The organism is Salipaludibacillus keqinensis, from assembly GCF_003226325.1.
Taxonomy (GTDB): Bacteria; Bacillota; Bacilli; order Bacillales; family Salisediminibacteriaceae; genus Salipaludibacillus; species Salipaludibacillus keqinensis.
In genome coordinates this window covers 230,446-248,671 of the sequence record NZ_PDOD01000003.1, presented here as the reverse complement: position 1 = coordinate 248,671, position 18,226 = coordinate 230,446, and the positions used below count along the sequence as shown (strand labels likewise).

Annotated in this window: 15 protein-coding genes; 13 read left to right on the top strand and 2 right to left on the bottom strand. The window is 41.8% G+C overall.

Annotated features, from left to right (window positions below):
• Positions 1–316: 316 nt before the first annotated feature.
• The 7 genes from CR194_RS13445 (at position 317) to CR194_RS13415 (ending at position 6,952) form a co-directional block, all read left to right on the top strand.
• Entirely contained in the window at positions 317–2,230 is a 1,914-nt protein-coding gene (locus tag CR194_RS13445) for a BglG family transcription antiterminator (protein ID WP_110610209.1), read from the top strand.
• The gene (locus tag CR194_RS13440; protein WP_110610208.1) at positions 2,218–2,664 is read left to right on the top strand and encodes a PTS sugar transporter subunit IIA; all 447 of its coding nucleotides are present in this window, start codon (positions 2,218–2,220) and stop codon (positions 2,662–2,664) included. Before CR194_RS13445 ends, CR194_RS13440 begins: the two co-directional genes overlap by 13 nt.
• A 40-nt stretch (positions 2,665–2,704) precedes the next feature.
• Positions 2,705–2,983 (top strand): PTS sugar transporter subunit IIB, encoded by a 279-nt coding sequence (locus CR194_RS13435; RefSeq protein ID WP_110610207.1) that lies wholly within the window; start codon positions 2,705–2,707, stop codon positions 2,981–2,983.
• Positions 2,984–3,001: 18 nt separating this feature from the next.
• Positions 3,002–4,267 carry a PTS ascorbate transporter subunit IIC gene (locus CR194_RS13430; RefSeq protein WP_110610206.1) on the top strand — a complete coding sequence of 422 codons (1,266 nt, stop codon included), beginning with the start codon at positions 3,002–3,004 and terminating at the stop codon, positions 4,265–4,267.
• Between the two features lie 65 nt (positions 4,268–4,332).
• Entirely contained in the window at positions 4,333–5,166 is an 834-nt protein-coding gene (locus CR194_RS13425; protein ID WP_110610205.1) for a transketolase, read from the top strand.
• Positions 5,163–6,110: a transketolase family protein gene (locus CR194_RS13420; RefSeq protein ID WP_110610204.1), complete on the top strand. Its 948-nt coding sequence runs from the start codon at positions 5,163–5,165 to the stop codon at positions 6,108–6,110. Before CR194_RS13425 ends, CR194_RS13420 begins: the two co-directional genes overlap by 4 nt.
• Positions 6,111–6,112: 2 nt before the next feature.
• The gene (locus CR194_RS13415) at positions 6,113–6,952 is read left to right on the top strand and encodes a Cof-type HAD-IIB family hydrolase (RefSeq protein WP_158282265.1); all 840 of its coding nucleotides are present in this window, start codon (positions 6,113–6,115) and stop codon (positions 6,950–6,952) included.
• Between the two features lie 155 nt (positions 6,953–7,107).
• Here the strand turns inward: CR194_RS13415 and CR194_RS13410 are convergent, their stop codons facing one another.
• Positions 7,108–7,482 (bottom strand): hypothetical protein, encoded by a 375-nt coding sequence (locus CR194_RS13410; protein ID WP_110610202.1) that lies wholly within the window; start codon positions 7,480–7,482, stop codon positions 7,108–7,110.
• Between the two features lie 215 nt (positions 7,483–7,697).
• Here CR194_RS13410 and CR194_RS13405 point away from each other — a divergent pair, with 215 nt between their 5' ends.
• From CR194_RS13405 to CR194_RS13380, 6 genes are all read left to right on the top strand, one after another.
• Positions 7,698–9,767: a transporter substrate-binding domain-containing protein gene (locus CR194_RS13405; protein WP_233254360.1), complete on the top strand. Its 2,070-nt coding sequence runs from the start codon at positions 7,698–7,700 to the stop codon at positions 9,765–9,767.
• 22 nt (positions 9,768–9,789) lie between these two features.
• A complete protein-coding gene (locus CR194_RS13400; RefSeq protein ID WP_110610200.1) occupies positions 9,790–11,151 on the top strand; it encodes a sigma-54-dependent transcriptional regulator in 1,362 nt (453 codons plus the stop codon).
• Positions 11,152–11,313: 162 nt separating this feature from the next.
• Positions 11,314–12,354 (top strand): TAXI family TRAP transporter solute-binding subunit, encoded by a 1,041-nt coding sequence (locus tag CR194_RS13395; RefSeq protein WP_110610199.1) that lies wholly within the window; start codon positions 11,314–11,316, stop codon positions 12,352–12,354.
• 46 nt (positions 12,355–12,400) lie between these two features.
• On the top strand, positions 12,401–12,865 hold the full coding sequence (locus CR194_RS13390) for a DUF1850 domain-containing protein (protein ID WP_110610198.1): 465 nt from the start codon (positions 12,401–12,403) through the stop codon (positions 12,863–12,865).
• A 5-nt stretch (positions 12,866–12,870) separates the two neighbouring features.
• The gene (locus CR194_RS13385; RefSeq protein WP_110610197.1) at positions 12,871–14,826 is read left to right on the top strand and encodes a TRAP transporter permease; all 1,956 of its coding nucleotides are present in this window, start codon (positions 12,871–12,873) and stop codon (positions 14,824–14,826) included.
• A 117-nt stretch (positions 14,827–14,943) separates the two neighbouring features.
• Positions 14,944–15,729, top strand: a complete 786-nt coding sequence (locus CR194_RS13380; protein ID WP_110610196.1) for an SDR family oxidoreductase — start codon at positions 14,944–14,946, stop codon at positions 15,727–15,729.
• A gap of 197 nt (positions 15,730–15,926) precedes the next feature.
• Here the strand turns inward: CR194_RS13380 and CR194_RS13375 are convergent, their stop codons facing one another.
• Positions 15,927–17,774, bottom strand: a complete 1,848-nt coding sequence (locus CR194_RS13375) for a bifunctional metallophosphatase/5'-nucleotidase (protein ID WP_158282264.1) — start codon at positions 17,772–17,774, stop codon at positions 15,927–15,929.
• Positions 17,775–18,226 lie beyond the last annotated feature (452 nt).

Sequence of the window (18,226 nt, the reverse complement as noted above, 5' to 3'; positions counted from 1 at the left end):
CACGAGAACCGTCCCTACGGTCCAACCCATGAATGAAATGTAGGTTGAATGCTAAATATATAGAAATAGGAACTGAGTTTGTGGATGGCAGAAAGTCCTTCCTTCTGTAAATCAACAGTTGAATTTATCGTCACTTTTCGACATATATGGTTTTTTTATGAAAAAAAGGGGTCAATTCCATTCCGGCCACAAGAACCGTCCCCCTGGCAACGTTCATTTAAGTTCAAACTATTCTGAATAGATCCGTAATGTAAGCGCATTCATTATTCGACAAGAATCGAGTATACTTTATTTAACGAGAAGGGAGGTGAGTGTAATGAACAGCAGAAGACGGCAATTAGTTCAAATAATTTTGGATGGTAGATCTCAAATAAATATTAAAGACTTTGAAGATATGTTTGATGTTGGTGAACGAACCATTAGATACGACGTGGAAAAAATTTCGGTTTGGTTGAAGGAATTTGATGTTTTATTAGAGCATCAATCGGGACGAGGCCAATGGCATTTGCAGGAGCATCCAGATCCTGAGAAATTGAAACAGATTTATGACTCTCTTAATTTCTTCGGCAGATCCATTTCAATCAAAGATCGTTTATTACTCATTGTTCATGAACTGATCATTAGTCAAAGTTGGCAGCCATTGAGGCAACTTGCAGAAGAGTTAGATGTGAGCAAGGGCACGGTGTTACAGCAAATGGAAGACGTGGAGAGTTGGCTAGAGCCTTTTCAGTTAACTCTAGAAAGAGGCAGAAAAGGTTTTAGAGTAAATGGAGAGGAACGAAAAAAGCGTTTTGCACTGTTAACTCTCATGGCAAAATTAGAGAACTCATGGGATACGATCAATCCTATTCCTCAATTAAATTGGTCTCATTTGTCGATGAAGGATATGGATCAGATTTTCAAAACAAGTTCTACGTTAATGGAATCGAAAGAGAGTGTTCCGGCTTTCTTTAGAGTGTGGGCTCTTCACTTAGAAAGATATCATTCAGGAGAATTTCTTAATACAACGAACCATAGTGAAGTAGAACCGGACACCTTGTTTTGCGAATTATGGAAAGAGTTAACGATCCAGTTTGATATTCCTATTTTAGAAGAAGAAATAGCGTTTGCCTATATGTATTTGAAGGCCATTGGAGGCATTTCTCATTATGAGAATGAGAACTATAACCAAGATTTAACTTTTAAAGGCTTTATCAAAGAAGTCGTTAATCGGATCGGACTAAAGGATTTGTACGCAAGTCAAATGAATGAGATGTACAGAGAATGGTGCCAGTTTCAATGGGCCTGCAAGCACAACATCGTTTATTTTCATCCATTAAAAGAAGATATGGAAAACAAATATCCATTTATTGTTAATCATATTTGGGAAACATTGGTGGACCATAAAATGAACAAAACAAATCAAAGAGACTTATTAATTGATGATGTGATCTCGATGTCGATCAGTATGGCATCGATTTATGAAGAGTCCTCTTTTGAGAATCAACGTTACCAAGTATGGGTTGTATGTCCGAGGGGCCTTGCAACGAGTCGATTATTAACCTCTACCTTAGTCAAGCATTTTCCAGAAATAGAGGTGAAGAAAACATTATCCATTTCTGAACTGAACCAACAGGATGATTGGGGAAAGCCAGACTTCATTATTTCTTCCGTTTTATTACATGATAGCCCTTATCCTTATGTCACCGTTAAACCAATCATCACAAAAGACGAATTAAAGAAAATCAAGTCTTTTATCACTCATTTAGAAGGTCAGCAAGGTTTTGAAGTGAAAAGCGGAATAGAACCTTCGATCCAAGCGTTAATCCCAAAAAACAGAATCACCAACTACGAAGAAGAACCCTTTAGGTTGGCAGGCGTGATTGATGTAGGGGTGGACATGTTGGAAAAGGAGGGTTTCGTGAGTAGTGGGTTCAACGAAGACATGAAAAAAACGGTGTTTTCTGATAAGTATCTCTATGAAGTGGTACCAGGACTATTATTTTTACACACAGACTCTGAGCATGTATTGAAACCGGGTTTTAGTTTAGTTCAATTAAAGAAACCTTATGTTGTCGAGGGGAAATTGCATTCTTTGGCGGTCCTGTTTATGGCGACACCTGATAAAGAGGCCCACCTTCCCCAATTACAATATTTGCATCAAGTCCTAATGAATGAAAACCCACTGAAAGACATTTTAAACGAAATTGAGAACGATTACATGAACGAGGTGAAAACATGGAAGAAATAAAACTAGACAAACAATTTATTCAATGGGAAAAACAAGCTGATAACTGGATGGATGCGATTAGAATAAGTGCTCGACCTCTTTTACAAGAAAAGAAAATAACGACGGATTATGTTGAAGCGATGATCACAAACATCAAAGAATTAGGTCCTTATATTTTGATTGCACCGCTCGTAGCGCTCCCCCATGCTCGTCCAGAACAAGGAGTCAACGAGATCGGTTTATCGGTCACAGTGTTTCAAGAACCGGTATTCTTTGATAAGCCTGAAACAGGAGATTCTTCGGAGGCAAACATCTTTATTTGTTTAGCGGCAAAAGACTCTGAATCACATCTGGATTTACTAAAGAAGATCTCCTCATTGATTGAAAATGAAGAGATGATCACGAAGATGAGAAATACCCAATCTGAAGAAGAATTACATCAAATTTTTGCATAACGTAAATACTAAAATGACTATATAAGAGGAGGAAATAAAAATGAAAATATTAGCAGTGTGTGGAATGGGATTTGGGTCTAGTTTAATGCTGAAAATGACAGCAGATCGAGTCATTCAGAAGAAAGGGATTCAAGCAGAAGTGGAAGCGACAGATATCGGAACAGCAGAAAGTGTTCAGGCAGATCTTATATTAACGAATAACGAATTTGCCTCTCAATTAGAAGGTGGAAGATCAGCTGTCAAAGCGATCATGAATATGGCCAGTGAAGACGAAGTAGCGAAAGCCATCGATGAATTTTTAGAAGAAACAAATAAATAATAAGGGGACTGAGTAATCATGGGATTTTTTGAATTTCTAATGAATGAGATTCTAAGTTTACCCGAAGTACTTGTCGGTTTAATCGTTATGATTGGGTTAATTTTACAAAGAGCAAAGTTTGCTAAGATTTTCTCTGGAACAGCGAAAAGTATTATCGGGTTTATCATTCTTGGCGCAGGTGCAGGCGTCATTATCGGCTCTCTCGATTCCTTAGGAGGAATTATCCAAGATCGATTTGAGATTCAAGGGGTTATTCCGAATAATGAAGCCATTGTTGCTTTAGCTCAACAAACCCTCGGAACAGAGACAGCCTTAATTATGGGTTTTGGTTTTATCGCTAATATATTAATTGCAAGGTTTACGCCATTGAAATATATCTTTTTAACTGGGCACCATACCTTTTTCATGGCTGCTTTACTATCAGCGGTTCTTGGATCGGCTGGTATAGTAGGGTTCCCATTAGTTATTATTGGTTCTCTTATTCTTGGTTTTGTCATGGTACTTATGCCGGCACTAGCTCAACCATTTATGAGAAAAGTAACAGGTGGAAATGATATTGCCATTGGGCACTTCGGAACAGTTGGCTACATTACAGCCGGCTTAGTCGGAAAAGCTGTCGGTAATGAAAAGAAAAGCGCAGAGGACATTAAAGTTCCTGAGCATTTGTCATTCCTCAGAGACTCTTTGCTTTCTACGGCTCTTACGATGGTGACAATGTTCTTAATTCTTGTATTAGTAGCTGGACCAGATGTGGTTTCCACTTATGCTGGTGATCAAAACTTCATCATGTTCGGGATCATGCAAGGGATCACTTTTGCTGCTGGTTTTAGTATCATTATGGCTGGTGTTCGAATGATCCTTACAGAAATTGTTCCTGCTTTTAGAGGGATCGCTGAGAAATTGGTTCCAGGTGCAAAACCTGCCCTTGATGTTCCAATTATTTTCCCTTATGCCCCTACCGCTGTTATTATTGGATTTTTGAGTAGTTTTGTTGGAGGATTAATCAGCATGTTTTTCTTAGGGATGTTCTCTTTAGCACTCATTATCCCTGGACTCGTCCCTCACTTTTTCACAGGAGCTGGAGCTGGAGTATTTGGTAATGCAACGGGAGGAAGGATAGGAGCAGCAGCAGGAGGATTTGCAAACGGTGTCCTCATCAGTTTTCTTCCAGCGTTATTACTCCCAGTATTAGGAGGTCTAGGATTCCAAAATACAACCTTTGGCGACTCCGACTTTGGAGTGGTCGGGATCTTGATCGGTCTGTTAGCTAACTTATTTAGTTAGTAACCGGAGGGACGGTTCTTGCGGTCGGCCAGGAGAACCGTCCCTCCGGCCAAGGAGGAGCATTCATGAAGGACCTTCAAACAAAGGCTACTGAAATTAGAAAAGGAATTATCAGCACTGTCTATAAGCAGAAACAGGGACATATCGGCGGGCCACTTTCGGCCGCCGATATGCTCGCTGTTCTCTATTTCCATACGATGAACGTGAAACCAGATCAACCCGACTGGGAAAATCGAGATCGATTTGTGTTATCAAAAGGTCATTCCGGTATCGCGCTTTATGTCGCCTTAGCCTTGAAAGGGTACTTCCCTTATGAGGAGTTATTAACCTTTGACAACCTGCATTCTCGTCTCCAAGCACATCCTGACATGACGAAGTTACCTGGAATCGATATGTCGACAGGATCTTTAGGCCAAGGGATCTCCGCTGGGGTCGGGATGGCATTGGCTGCGAAACTGCAAGAGAAAGATTATACTACCTATGTCATGATTGGGGATGGTGAATCCCAAGAAGGACAAGTCTGGGAAGCAGCCGCTGTTGCCGCTCGGTACAAATTAAATAACCTTGTGGTGATGATTGATAATAATCGGTTACAACAATACGGATGGAAAAAAGAGGACATGGCTGATCGACAAGCCCCGGAGCAATCCCATGCAGAAAAGTGGGAAGCTTTTGGCTGGAAAGTCGTGACAATAGACGGCCATAACTTGGAAGAAATAGCCACTGGGCTTAAACAAGTGAAAAACGCTGAAAATAAGCAGCCCATCGCGATCATTGCCAATACGATCAAAGGAAAAGGTGTTAGCTTTATGGAAGGAAACTTTCAATGGCATTCTAAAGTACCAACGGAATCAGAGTATCACCTTGCCATCAGCGAACTGGAGGAGGTTTTGTCATGACTGTTTCTACCAAAAGTATGCGCGATGTGTTTGGTGAAGAGCTCGCGAAACTGTCACTTGAAGACAAACGAGTTGTGGCTTTAGATGGAGATTTAGGTAATTCTACCAGACTTTCTTTTGTTGAAAAAGCGAACCCCTCATCTTTTTTACAAATGGGGATCGCAGAACAAAATCTTGTCGGTGTAGCTGCGGGATTAGCCACATGTGGGATGATTCCATGGGCATGTAGTTTTACGGCCTTTATTACAAGAAGAGCCTTCGATCAATTGGTGGTCAGTGTGGATCAACCTAAATTAAATGTTAAGCTTGTAGGATCCTATAGTGGACTACTCACAAGTAACACGGGGAAAACGCATCATTCATTTGAAGACATCGCACTCATGACTTCTCTACCTAATATGATCGTCCTCTCACCAGGGGATGCAAAAGAAGTTCAACGGATAATGAGAGCGATGAACAACTATCATGGCCCCGCGTACTTAAGGTTATCTAGAGATGAGGGCCTCGACTTTCTAGATGACACAGATGAAGAGTTCATAATCGGAAAAGCTAAATGGTTGAAAAGAGGAAAGAACGACGTTGCCTGTTTATCTACGGGGGCAATGAGTCCAAGAGTTAAAATAGCATTGGCGCGTTTGGAAGCAGAGGGGATTTCCATTACTCATGTGCACTTCCCGACGTTGAAACCATTAGATGAAAAAGCGATAATAGAATTAGCAAGTAGTTATAAGCATCTGATTACGGTAGAGGAACATTATGTAAGACATGGATTTGGAAGTTTAATTAACGAAGTGACGTCCTCCGTTCAGCCAGTTAAAACAACTCGAATAGGCATTCAAAATGAGTATAGCGAATGTGGAGGAAATGAAGAATTATTAGCTAAGCACGGTTTAAGTCCGGAAAAGTTAGAGATAAAAATTAGAGAGATTGTTGAAGGTGATTGATGATGGTAAAAGCAATTGCTCTAGATATGGACGGCACACTGTTAAATGCTAGTCATGAAATTAGTCATGAATTAGTAAAATTGTTAGCGGAATGTCGTCAGAAGGATATCCTTATTTTTTTAGCAACGGGGAGAACGTTGAAAGAGGTGAAAGATGTTCTTCCTGATGAAGTGAAAGTGGATGGCATTGTTGGCGGAAATGGTATGATCGTTGAAGCAGATGGGAACAACCTTGATGAAAATGAAGTAAATAAGGACCTGGTAGATGAAGTGATCAAGCGATCAAGAGATCATGGGCTTTATTATGAAATTCATCCTTTCGAAGGCAGTCGCTTTGTGTTTCAAGAAGACAAAGCTAGCTTAGTGAATGAAGTAACCTATACCGAAGGATTAACGGTTGAAGAACATGAGTGGAAATCCAGAACTGCCGCAGTAAAATCAGAAATCAATTGGATTCAGCAATACCCCAAGTCTAACATCACGAAAGTCTATTTTTTTAGTAAAGATCATGAAAGAATGAAAGATTGGATCAGTGAGCTTCATCATTTAAAAGAGAAATACCCATTCTCAACCTCTTCTTCATCGCATCATAATGTCGAGGTCATGGCTGAGGGTATTAATAAAGCTACTGGTGTTGAAAAACTATTAAACTATTATTCTCTAGACGCATCACAGTTATTGGCTGTCGGTGACGCAAATAACGATCTACCTCTGCTTAAACTTGCCGGCAAATCTGCGGTTATGAAAAATGGTAGCGATGAAGTGAAAAAGGAAATTCAAGAAGTGACGGAGTATACAAATGACGAAAATGGGCTTTATCACTATTTGAGAAAGCATGTTTAATTAGTGTTTCTGTGGGTGGTGAATTGAATATCCATAGTAATATAAGGACAGCAACTAACTAAGAAGCATTAGTTGCCGTCCTTTTTTCGCCCAAAATCAAGACGACAATTCTTTTCTACCACAAGAACCGTCCCTTTGGTCTGAAACGCTCATTCTTATTCTTGTAATTCTAGTAACCTATCCATCTCTTCCCTCGGCAATCGTTCGATTTGATCATCATAATTATTAACGAGTGCTTCCCCACTATCTTGAAGCCAAATGTCTGCTTTAGAACTCATACTGCTGTTTTCTTGATTTTGGATAGTGAGAGTATGAGTAGGATCTAGTTCGGGTGGATCTTCATCGATTTCTTCTAGCTGATCAAATATCATATTTACTTCCTCCATGATTTCCTCGTCCTCGGTTTCCAGAACCTTTTCATATTCTCCTTCTCCACCTTCATTAGATTTTTCGTAAAGGGTTAAAACATCAACTTCATTTTTACAGGCACTTAATAATCCGAGAAAAATAACAAAGAAAATAATCTTCATGCTATCCAGCTCCTTCCTATCCCAGGACGGCTTCTTCGGTCAGCTAACTATTGAGCATTCGAATCGTCCGCTTCCATGTCTTTCCCCTGTGATCCACTCCTCAAAACTGATAAAATAATTCTTGAAAAGGTTTACAATCATTATTTAGAACATTCTAAAATAAATACCCCTTAGCCCTAAATTTCCACAATACCCAACAAGGAGGTGATGGTCGGGTGAACTACCCACTAATGTTGAAATGGTTGAACAAGCCAGAAGAATCGTCCCTCTGGTCGTTCCTCTGCTTCGTGTTTTTATTTGTATTATTGGTGATACCAGTTCAAGCAGAGGATCATGGGGACGTTGTTTCATCTGTTCGAAATTCTCCAGAGCTTCGTGTGGCTTATGATCCTGACCTCGTTCCTCTACATCATTCAGAAGATGAGGAAGCTCCTGGTTTTGTGATTGAATTAATGAATCGCATTTCTGAAACGGCTAATATGGAAGTGATCTATCTGCCTATGACGAAATCTGAGGCCATCGAGAGGATCGACAACGAGGACATTGATATCATTTTAAGTATTCCCTTCTCTGAAAAGCATTCAAATATGATGGAATTTACTGATACCATTTTTTCCACATCGATTGGCATTCTGACACGGGCTGGCGATGAGGACATTGATGTCATGACTGACCTTTCTGAATCGCTTGTCGCCATCCAAAATGAAACCGTTGAGTACGAGTTTCTGAAAAATATTCGCCGGATTCAATATCAAGTAGCTAGTAGTCAAAAGCGTGCGTTGACTATTTTTCTAGAAGGTCGCGCAGACGCGTTCGTCGGAAATATTGTCACCGCCAATACATTGCTGCGAGAGTATGATTTAGAAGAAGACTATTCCTTTGCAGACTCCCATTTGCTTCATGTGGATTACTCCTTAGCAGTACAGGATGAGAATTATTCATTATTAAATCAACTGAACTCTGAAATTCGCCGTATGAAAGCTTCTGGAGAGTATAGTGAGCTTTACGATGCCTATTTCCAGAATGAGGTCGACCCCTTTCCCCGTTGGTTGATCATTTCTGCGCAAGTTGCCGCAGGCCTTTTCATTATTTTACTGCTCTTATTCTTTATTAGTATTCGATGGAATCGGCAGTTGCAAAAGAAAGTGGATAAGAAAACAGCCGATTTAAATCAATTGAATCAATCTTTGATCCAACAAGTAGAGATGAAACGTAACAACAACGAATTTCTAAATCAAATATTAGACAGCAGCCCCAGAGGGATCGTGACGCTCGATCAAGACGGCAAAATAACGAAGTTTAACCCGCAAGCGATGGAAATTTCCGGGATAACTGAACCCCCAGTGCGAAAACATTACGAATCAGTAGAGCTCATTCAGCAGTTTCTTAAAGAAAAAGCCGGTCTCGTCCTTAGTGGGCAAAAAATTCGTTTTTTAGGTGAGCACATGAAGTGGACAAGAAGCGATGGACATTTATTTCAATTCAGGTATTTCGTTTATCCTCTTTATAACTTTGACCAAGAGATCACCGGGCTGATCCTTACGTTCGAAGACGTGACGGAAGAGTTCACCTTACGAAAAAAGGTGTTTGAACAAGAGAAGAATCAAGCGTTGAGTCGAGTTGTTGCTGGCATCGCTCATGAAATAAGGAACCCTCTCAGTTCAATTAAAACATTTGTAGAACTTATTCCAACAAAAATGGGGAACGAAAAATTCCAAAAGGAAATCTCTACTTATGTTCCAAAAGAAATTGTTCGAGTAAGTGAGCTGATTGAAGGACTGATCAATTATGCTCGTCCACGACATCAAAGTTTTGAAATCATTGATGTAAAGAAATTGCTCCATGAATGTTTTATTCTATTTGAGCGAACGGCTATAAACAAAGGATTCTCCTTTCATTTTGATGTTCCAGAGAACTTATACATGACAGCTGATTCCCACCAGCTTAAACAAATTGTCATTAATTTGATCATTAATTCGCTCGATGCCCTTGAAGAAAAGCAGGAAGCCGAGGCCCCGACCAAACCGTTACATTTAACCCTTGCGGCCAGGCAAGATCATCACAAGATCTATATTGACGTGATTGACGAAGGTGTCGGGATGGATGCAGATGAACGAAAGAAAATACTAGAACCATTTTATACGACAAAAGCTAAAGGCACCGGGTTAGGTCTTGCGATTGCGGGACAAATGATTGAAGAAAATGAAGGTGAATTGAAAATAACCAGTCACAAAAATCAAGGAACAAAGATGACGCTCATCTTTAACGCTACTTCCATGTCATAAAAAGCGAAGGGAATGATCCAGTATGGTCCACATGTTAATTCTCGACGATGAACAATCCATCTGTTCCTCTTTAACGTTTGCTCTAGAAGACAATTATAAAGTGACAGCGACGACAGATCCACAAGAAGCAGTAGATCTTGTTGAACACAACACCTACCAGCTTTGTTTGCTTGATTTAAAAATAGGAAATGTTGATGGCGTCTCGGTGTTAAAGCAATTCAAACAGCTTCAACCATCGATGGAAGTGATTATGATTACCGCTTACGGAACGATTGAGTCTTCCGTAGCAGCATTGCAAAATGGGGCTTTTTCTTATATTACTAAACCCGTGAACATGGATGAACTTCATGCCAATATAAAAAAAGCATTGAAATACAAAGAGTTGAATCAGCAAGTTGAATACTTATCAAGACAGTTGGAAAAGAAATACCGGTACGAAGAAATGGTCGGACAAAGTGAAAAAATGCAGAAAGTTTTCCAACTGATTGATAAAGTCAAAGAAGTAGACACGAATATTTTGATTACTGGCGAGAGCGGGACAGGAAAAGAGCTCGTCGCAAGAGCAATCCATTATTCCGGTAAAAGAAACAAAGGCCCCTTGGAAATAGTCAATTGTGCCGCTATCCCTGAGCAGCTTTTAGAGAGCGAACTGTTCGGATATGAAAAAGGAGCGTTCACCGGCGCGGTTAGTTCGAAACCGGGTAAATTTGAATTAGCTAATAAAGGCACCATCTTTCTTGATGAAATTGGGGACATGCCCCAGCCGTTGCAAGCCAAACTGCTGAGAATATTGCAGACAAGAGAAGTGACTCGCTTAGGATCAAATGAAAAGAAACAGTTAGACGTCCGGGTGATCGCAGCAACTAACCTGGAATTGGAAAAGGAAATGAACGAGGGGACGTTTAGAGAAGATCTCTATTTCAGGCTTAATGTCATTGAAATTCATACCCCCCCTCTTCGGGAACGAAAAAGTGATTTGCCCTTCTTAATCAATTACTTCATTGACAAAAACCATCGGGAACTGGGTGTGCCGAAAAAAACATTTACGAAAGAAGCCCAATCAAGAATGCTCTCCTATGACTTCCCTGGTAATATTCGTGAACTTGCTAATATCATTGAAGCGTCCATGGTGTTTGCTGAAGGGGATGAAATAGGGGTGACAGATTTACCTGCCTCAATGAAACGTCCTGGAAAACAGAGAGTATCTACTAACCCGTCTGCTTCCCTCCAACCGTTTATTGGATTCACCGTTAAGGAACTGGAAAAGCAATTTATTTTAACTACGCTAGAACACCAAGATGGACACAAACAAAATACCGCACGAACATTAGGCATCAGTGAGCGGAGTCTTCGAGACAAACTAAAACTATATGAAGATAAATAATTAAGTAAACCGGCATTTCTTTCAACACCGGCATTTTTTGCCGGTGTTTTCCGACCTTAAAATGTATGCGTTTTCATAAAACCCCGTCATGACAATGTTTCTGAAAATTGGCATGATTATTGCAATTAATAATGTTAACAACATTCTAAGGAGGCATTTCATATGAAAAAATCATTATTAGTCTTATTCGGCGGGATCTTATCCTTTGGTCTAATCGCTTGCGGGGACGAAGACACTGAAAGTAATAACACTAACGGTAACGAGGAAGCAGCAGCCACTGAGAACAATAACGATGCTGGAGAAGAATCAGCTAACGTAGACGAGGACTTATTTGTAACCGTTGCCACAGGTGGAACATCAGGGGTTTATTATCCGATTGGTGGGGCGATCGCTAATATTTTAGAAGGTGATTTAGGCCTTGATACTTCTGTTCAATCTACTGGAGCATCCGTGGAAAACATTAATTTGCTTGACACGAACCGCGCCGAACTTGCGATCACAATGGCCGATGCAGTCGCCCAAGCATACGAAGGATCTGGTGCATTTGACGGCGATGAGCCGAAAGAAAATTTAACAGGATTAGCGTCCTTGTATCCAAACTTCGTGCAAGTTGTTACAACAGAAGATACTGGGATTGAAACGATTGAAGATTTAGCAGGTCGAAGTGTCGGTGTTGGGGCGCCTGGCTCGGGTGTAGAGCTAAATGCACGAATGATCTTGGAAGCTCACGACATGAGCTATGATGATATTGATGAAGATTTCCTGTCATACAGCGAAGCGATTGACCAAATCAAAAATGGCATGGTCGACGCTGCCTTTGTAACGAGTGGTGTTCCCAATGCTACAGTAATTGACTTAAGCACGACACACGATGCGAAAGTCATTCCAATTGAAGGAGAAGGCATGGACAATTTAATGGAAGAATTCCCATTTTTCTCAACTGGTGTCATTGAAGGCGGAACGTACGATCAAGAGGAGGATGTCAACACAGCTACGATTACAAATCTACTCCTTGTAAATAGTGAACTATCAGAAGACACAGTATATGAAATGACGAAATCTCTATTTGAAAATATAGACGATATCCATAGTTCTCATAATGCTGCACAAGATATCACACTAGAAACGATTCAAGAAGGAATGCCCGTTCCATTACATCCTGGTGCCGAACGGTACTTTGAAGAAGTTGACGCATTGGATTAAGTGAGGAGGAAAGCAGAGGAAGCTTTCGCTTCCTCTGCACATAACTATGAGCGGACGAACTTTATTAGCTACGATCATTGTGATTGCAGGAACGATAACCACCTCTTTTTTCCAGAGTAGTCAAGAAGTTTATCTAGTCGTTGCAGATGCCAGGACGGGTGAAACTCTGCTTGAGTCTCCTATGAAAACAGGTGAGGAGCTGACAATCTCATGGATTCACTCTGTGGAGAAAACGCCATGGAATGAAACGTATCAGATTCAAGAAGACAACCTCCTGTTAAAAAGCACAAGCTTTCAATCTTACGGTGCTGGCGTTCCCCATCAATCTGGCGATGCCAAAACTGAAAATGGCATGATTATCTATGAGAATATCGATGAACATTTTGATGAACTATCGTGGATTCATTCTCATGATGCGAAGCATGAAATAACTGTGAATGACGAGACCCTTGTGGCCGTCGAAGACCTTCCACATCATGAATCAATCAGACTTTTTGTTGAAAAGAGGTGACCCTTATGAGTACTGAAAACTCGCAAAGTGAAAAAGAAAAAGAAATTCTCGAAAAATATGATACCGAATCACGGGTTCGTGACTTTCACTTCAAACCCGTCGCTTTGATTGTTTCAGGTATGGCAATCGCTTTATCTTTGTACCATCTTTACACTTCTTATTTCGGTACACCTGTCACTTTACAACATCGTTCTATTCACGTAGCCGTTGTCCTTGCATTGATTTTCCTGATCTATCCGGCATTTAAGAAACTCGACCGGACAAAGCTTCACTGGTACGACATAGTATTCGCAATGCTTGCCCTGTCAACGACGGTGTATATTTATTTCGATTATGACGGGATTGTGATGCGGGGAGGTATTCCAAATGACATGGACCTTGTGTTCGGGGCCATCCTCGTTATCTTGACGCTGGAAGCAGCGCGAAGAGTCGCCGGCTGGGCCTTACCCTCATTAGCGGTGTTGTTCTTACTCTACGGACTATACGGTAATTCATTATCAGGAATCTTCCGGCACCGAGGGTATGAATGGGATGAAATTGTCAATTTTATGTACGTCACGACTGAAGGCGTTTATGGTACGGCCATCAGCGTATCTGCCACGTACATCTTCCTGTTTATCTTGTTTGGAGCATTCTTAGCTAAATCCGGCATGGGTCAATTTTTCAATGATCTGGCCATGGCCATCGCCGGCCAGACAAAAGGCGGACCTGCAAAAGTTTCCGTGATTGCCAGTGGATTTCTAGGAAGTATTAACGGGGCTGCTGTAGCTAACGTCGTTACAACAGGCTCATTTACGATCCCTTTGATGAAAAAAATTGGGTACAAACGAGACTTTGCCGGTGCTGTTGAAGCATCTGCAAGTGTAGGTGGCCAAATTCTGCCTCCCATTATGGGGGCCGCTGCGTTTATTATGGCTGAAATTCTAGGTATTCCGTATCGAGATATTGCTTTAGCTGCCTTGCTCCCTGCCCTGCTCTTTTACCTGGGAGTGATCGTGCAAATCCACTTACGGGCAACAAAAGAAGGACTAAAAGGCATTTCGAGGGACAATCTTCCTCGGGTTATGGATGTCATGAAAGAGCGCGGTCATCTCATGATCCCTTTACTATTCTTGATGTACATGCTGTTTTTCAGCGGACGAACGATTATTTATTCTGCATTTTTAACCATACTCATCACAGTTGCTATTGCAATGATCCGTAAAACAACGCGGATGAATTTCAAAGATATTATTGAAGCATTGGAAAACGGCGCCCGAACGGCACTAACCGTTGCGATTGCCTGTGCTTCCGTCGGCCTGATTGTAGGGATTGCTACACTGACCGGATTCGGTCTTAAACTAGCTAATAGTATCGTCATGTTAGGCGGCGAATCTCTTTTGCTCACGCTGATGTTTACGATGGTGGCCTGTATTGTCTTAGGCATGGGACTACCTAGTATTCCAACGTACATCATTACTGCGACGATGGCCGCTCCTGCCCTTGTACAATTAGGCATCGAGCCACTCGTTGCTCACTTGTTTGTATTTTATTTCGGCATTTTTGCCAACATTACCCCTCCCGTAGCTCTTGCCTCCTTTGCCGCAGCAGGGATATCAGGCGGAGGTCAGATGAGGACAGGGTTTATCTCGATGAAACTTGCCATCGCAGGCTTTATCGTTCCTTACATTTTCGTTTATAACAATAATTTATTATTGATTAATACGACGTTTTTAGAAGGAGTCCTTGTTGTTGTCACATCGATCACGGGAGTCGTGATGCTAGGGATCGCAGCAGAAGGCTACTTCTTAACGAAAGTGAATCCAATTGTGCGAATTCTCTTGTTTGGCGGAGCTTTATTATTCATGAGCCCAAACTGGCTGCAAGATATCATCGCAATTTCAATCATTTTCATTGTTATTTTTGTCCAATGGAAAAGAGCAAAGAAAGAAGGCGGAATCAACCTGCCGATCACAGCCTGACCGGGGGGACGGTTCTTGTGGTCGTACAGGGGTGTGGCCACGGGGACGGTTCTCGCGGCTCACCATCTTCCCTGTTTTCGATAGGAATGATCCAACAACAACTAAGGAGTGAGCAATTTGTCTTTACACTTACAAGGAAAAAATGTGCTCGTACTGGCTTCAAGTAAAGGACTTGGCAGAGCAACGGCAGAGGCGTATGCCAATGCAGGCGCAAATGTCATGATTACAAGCCGTTCTGAGGAAAATTTACAGAAAACAGCCGGGGAAATGTCAGCTACTGCTGACGGAGTCGTTGCTTATCACCGATGCGACGTCTCAAAAACAGAGGATTTAAAGCAGCTTATGGAGGCAACGATCGCGAAATTCGGATCGCTTGACGTCTTAGTTAACAACGCAGGTGGCCCGCCGCCTGGAGGGTTTGAAGATCTAACAGACGATGATTGGGAATACGCGTTTCAGCTCACGTTAATGAGCATCGTCCGAACAATTCGTTATGCTCTCCCTTATTTAAAGGAATCAAAGGGACGGATTGTGAACATTACCTCTTCTTCCATTAAAGAACCGATTGACGGGCTGATGCTCTCCAACGTGTACCGAATGGGAATCGTCGGATTAGCAAAAACGTTATCTAACGAGTTGGCATCTGAGGGTGTTCTGATCAATACCGTCGGACCCGGTCGAATTGATACGGAACGACTAAGAACACTGGAAGGGAAAAGAGCCGAAGCCCTTCAAACCACTCCTGAACAAGTTCGTAAAAATACAGAAGCAAACATTCCTCTTGGGCGATACGGCACCCCTGAAGAATTTGCAAATACGGTCCTTTTTCTCGGATCTGGTCTCAACACGTACGTCACAGGCCAAATGTTTGTCGCAGATGGCGGCATGACCAGTTCGTATTAAGAACGGCCATGGGGACGGTTCTTATGGCCAAGCAAAAGTTTCCTGTGCTTAATCTACAGATGAAAAAACGACCTAAACGTGATCAATCATCACGTTCAGGTCGTTTTTATGTGTCCCGCCATGAGCGCCCATGGGGACGGTTCTTGTGGTCGCCGCCGGTTCCTTTCCGGCCAAGAGAACCGTCCCTATAATCACGTTTATTCCACTTCTTCTATCGTGATTCTTCCTTCACCGTCTTCATAATCAACTGCTCCTTCGGTTTCCATCAAGTAATCCATAAACTGAAACATGGCGTTCGTAATGTAGCCACCTTCCATTTGAATAATCTCTGCAGATGAGAAGTCGTAGTCACTTCCGCCCTCAGCCATATAGTTGTTTGTTACAAGTGTATATGTTTCTGATTCGTCAATTGGTTCACCGTCTACATACAAATCAGCATCTACGTAATTGCCGTCTTCATCCACGTAAACTGTATACGTCATCCCGGACGTCTGAAGGCCGATGCCGTCGTTTCTTTCAAAAGAGTGTTCAATGATATCGTACAAATCTTCCCCGGCAATCTCCATCTCGCTCAGTTCGTTACCAAACGGCTCAACCGTATAAATATCTCCAGCTGTGATGTCACCTTCGTCGATACTTGCACGAATACCACCATTATTTGTTATCGCAATATCGGCATTCAGAGCATCTGCCATGGCGTCAGTAATAAAGTTCCCAAGAGAGGTATCTCTTTCATAACGGTTGTCACGGGATAAGCCGGTATTTGTGACACCTACTACTTCCTCAAGCAACTCTTCCGCTTCATCGTTGTAAGCATCCACCATATCTTGAACGTCCTGGTTCACCTCAGTCAGTTCGTCAACATCCTGCAAGTAATAATCGTTAAACGTTACCTCTTCACCGTCGAACTGAAGATTGAAGTGTCCCACATACAAGCCATCGCTTCCTGCCTGAACGACTGGCGTACCATTGACCATTTCCTCTTCATATAACCTATTATGTGTATGACCACCGATAATCACATCAAAAAACTCAACATTTTCCGCTAAATGACGGTCTGAGCCAAGTCCAATATGAGTCAATGCGATCAGCACATCCGTTTCGTCCTCTAAATACGCATACTGTTCGGCTGTCTCCACATAATCATGAAACTCTAGTCCCACAATTCCAGAAGGGCTTGTAGCCGGTGGTGCCTGTGTTAATGAGAAAACACCAACATCCAAACCATCAATCTCATAAGTCTCATACGGTTTAGGCTGCTCAATCGGAATCTCCGAATCTACCACTTCTGTATTGGCACTTAACCAATCGAAGTCTGCCTGCTCTTCTCTCGCAGCAAAGGCTTCCTGACCGTAATCAAACTCATGGTTCCCGATAGCCATTGCGTCTAGACCCATTTCATTAAGAAGGGCCACGATCGGCTCCCCGTCCTGAAGATCCACAACTGCATTTCCGCTAAAAATATCGCCGGCATCTAAGTAAAGGTGGTGATCTGCTTCCTCACCTTTTTCGTTAATGAACGCTGAAATCAATCCGAAATTATCAATTTTTGAATGAATATCATTTGTGTGGAAAATATCCAACTCAACAGGTTCATCCAATTCACCACTATAATCGAATTCAATCTCGTAGCCATTGACAGTTACTGTTCCTGCCAAGCCATCCAGACTATCATTCTCATGCTCTACCGTAACGTGTGAACGGTCATCAGACGACACCTCATAATCTGTCAGCTCCGGTTCCAAAACCGTCCCATCATCAAGCTCCACTTCCACATCAATCATTCTTTTAATATTCAGCCCTGCAGGATAAGTCTTATCAAAATCTATCACAAAGCTCTCAGAATCTACTAATTCCACGCCCTCTATATCCCTCTCAGGACCGTGTGGCGCTCCATTACCGTTGCCTTGTTGTGCGTTTGCTTGTCCATTCCCCTTATTTTGCGGACTATCAGCCATAGACACAGGCGCAAACGCACCAGTCGTCAACACACCAGCCAGTGCCACAGCCGATACTTTACGATTCATTCTCACACTACTTTTCATCATTTAACATCCTCTCTAAATGCAAGTGTTGGATCATGATACACCTAACACTCTAGAACGCTTATCCCTCAATGTAAAATCACTCACAACCCACTTAAGGCCATCTGCACAGGAGTTCAGAATGAGAAATCTCCCTCCATACACCAAATAATCTTCCAATCTTGCAAAACCTAAGTAAATTATCTGACAATTCATTTCTTTAAATCAATGAAGATTTACTAAACCTTTTCATTTTTCTGGAAAATCAAAGCGTGCCTTCGCATGTGAAGTCGTTTCTCTAGACCTTGAACCCAATCAACCTGGTTGCACTTATGAACATAGTCGTGTTTTAGCAATAAATAGTAGAAATTCAAATGCAAAGACCTAGTTTCAAAAGTGACCATGGGGAGGGTTCTTGTGGTCAGGGCCGGTCCCTTTTCGGCCACGAGCACCGTCCCTGCCGTCAAATTAAA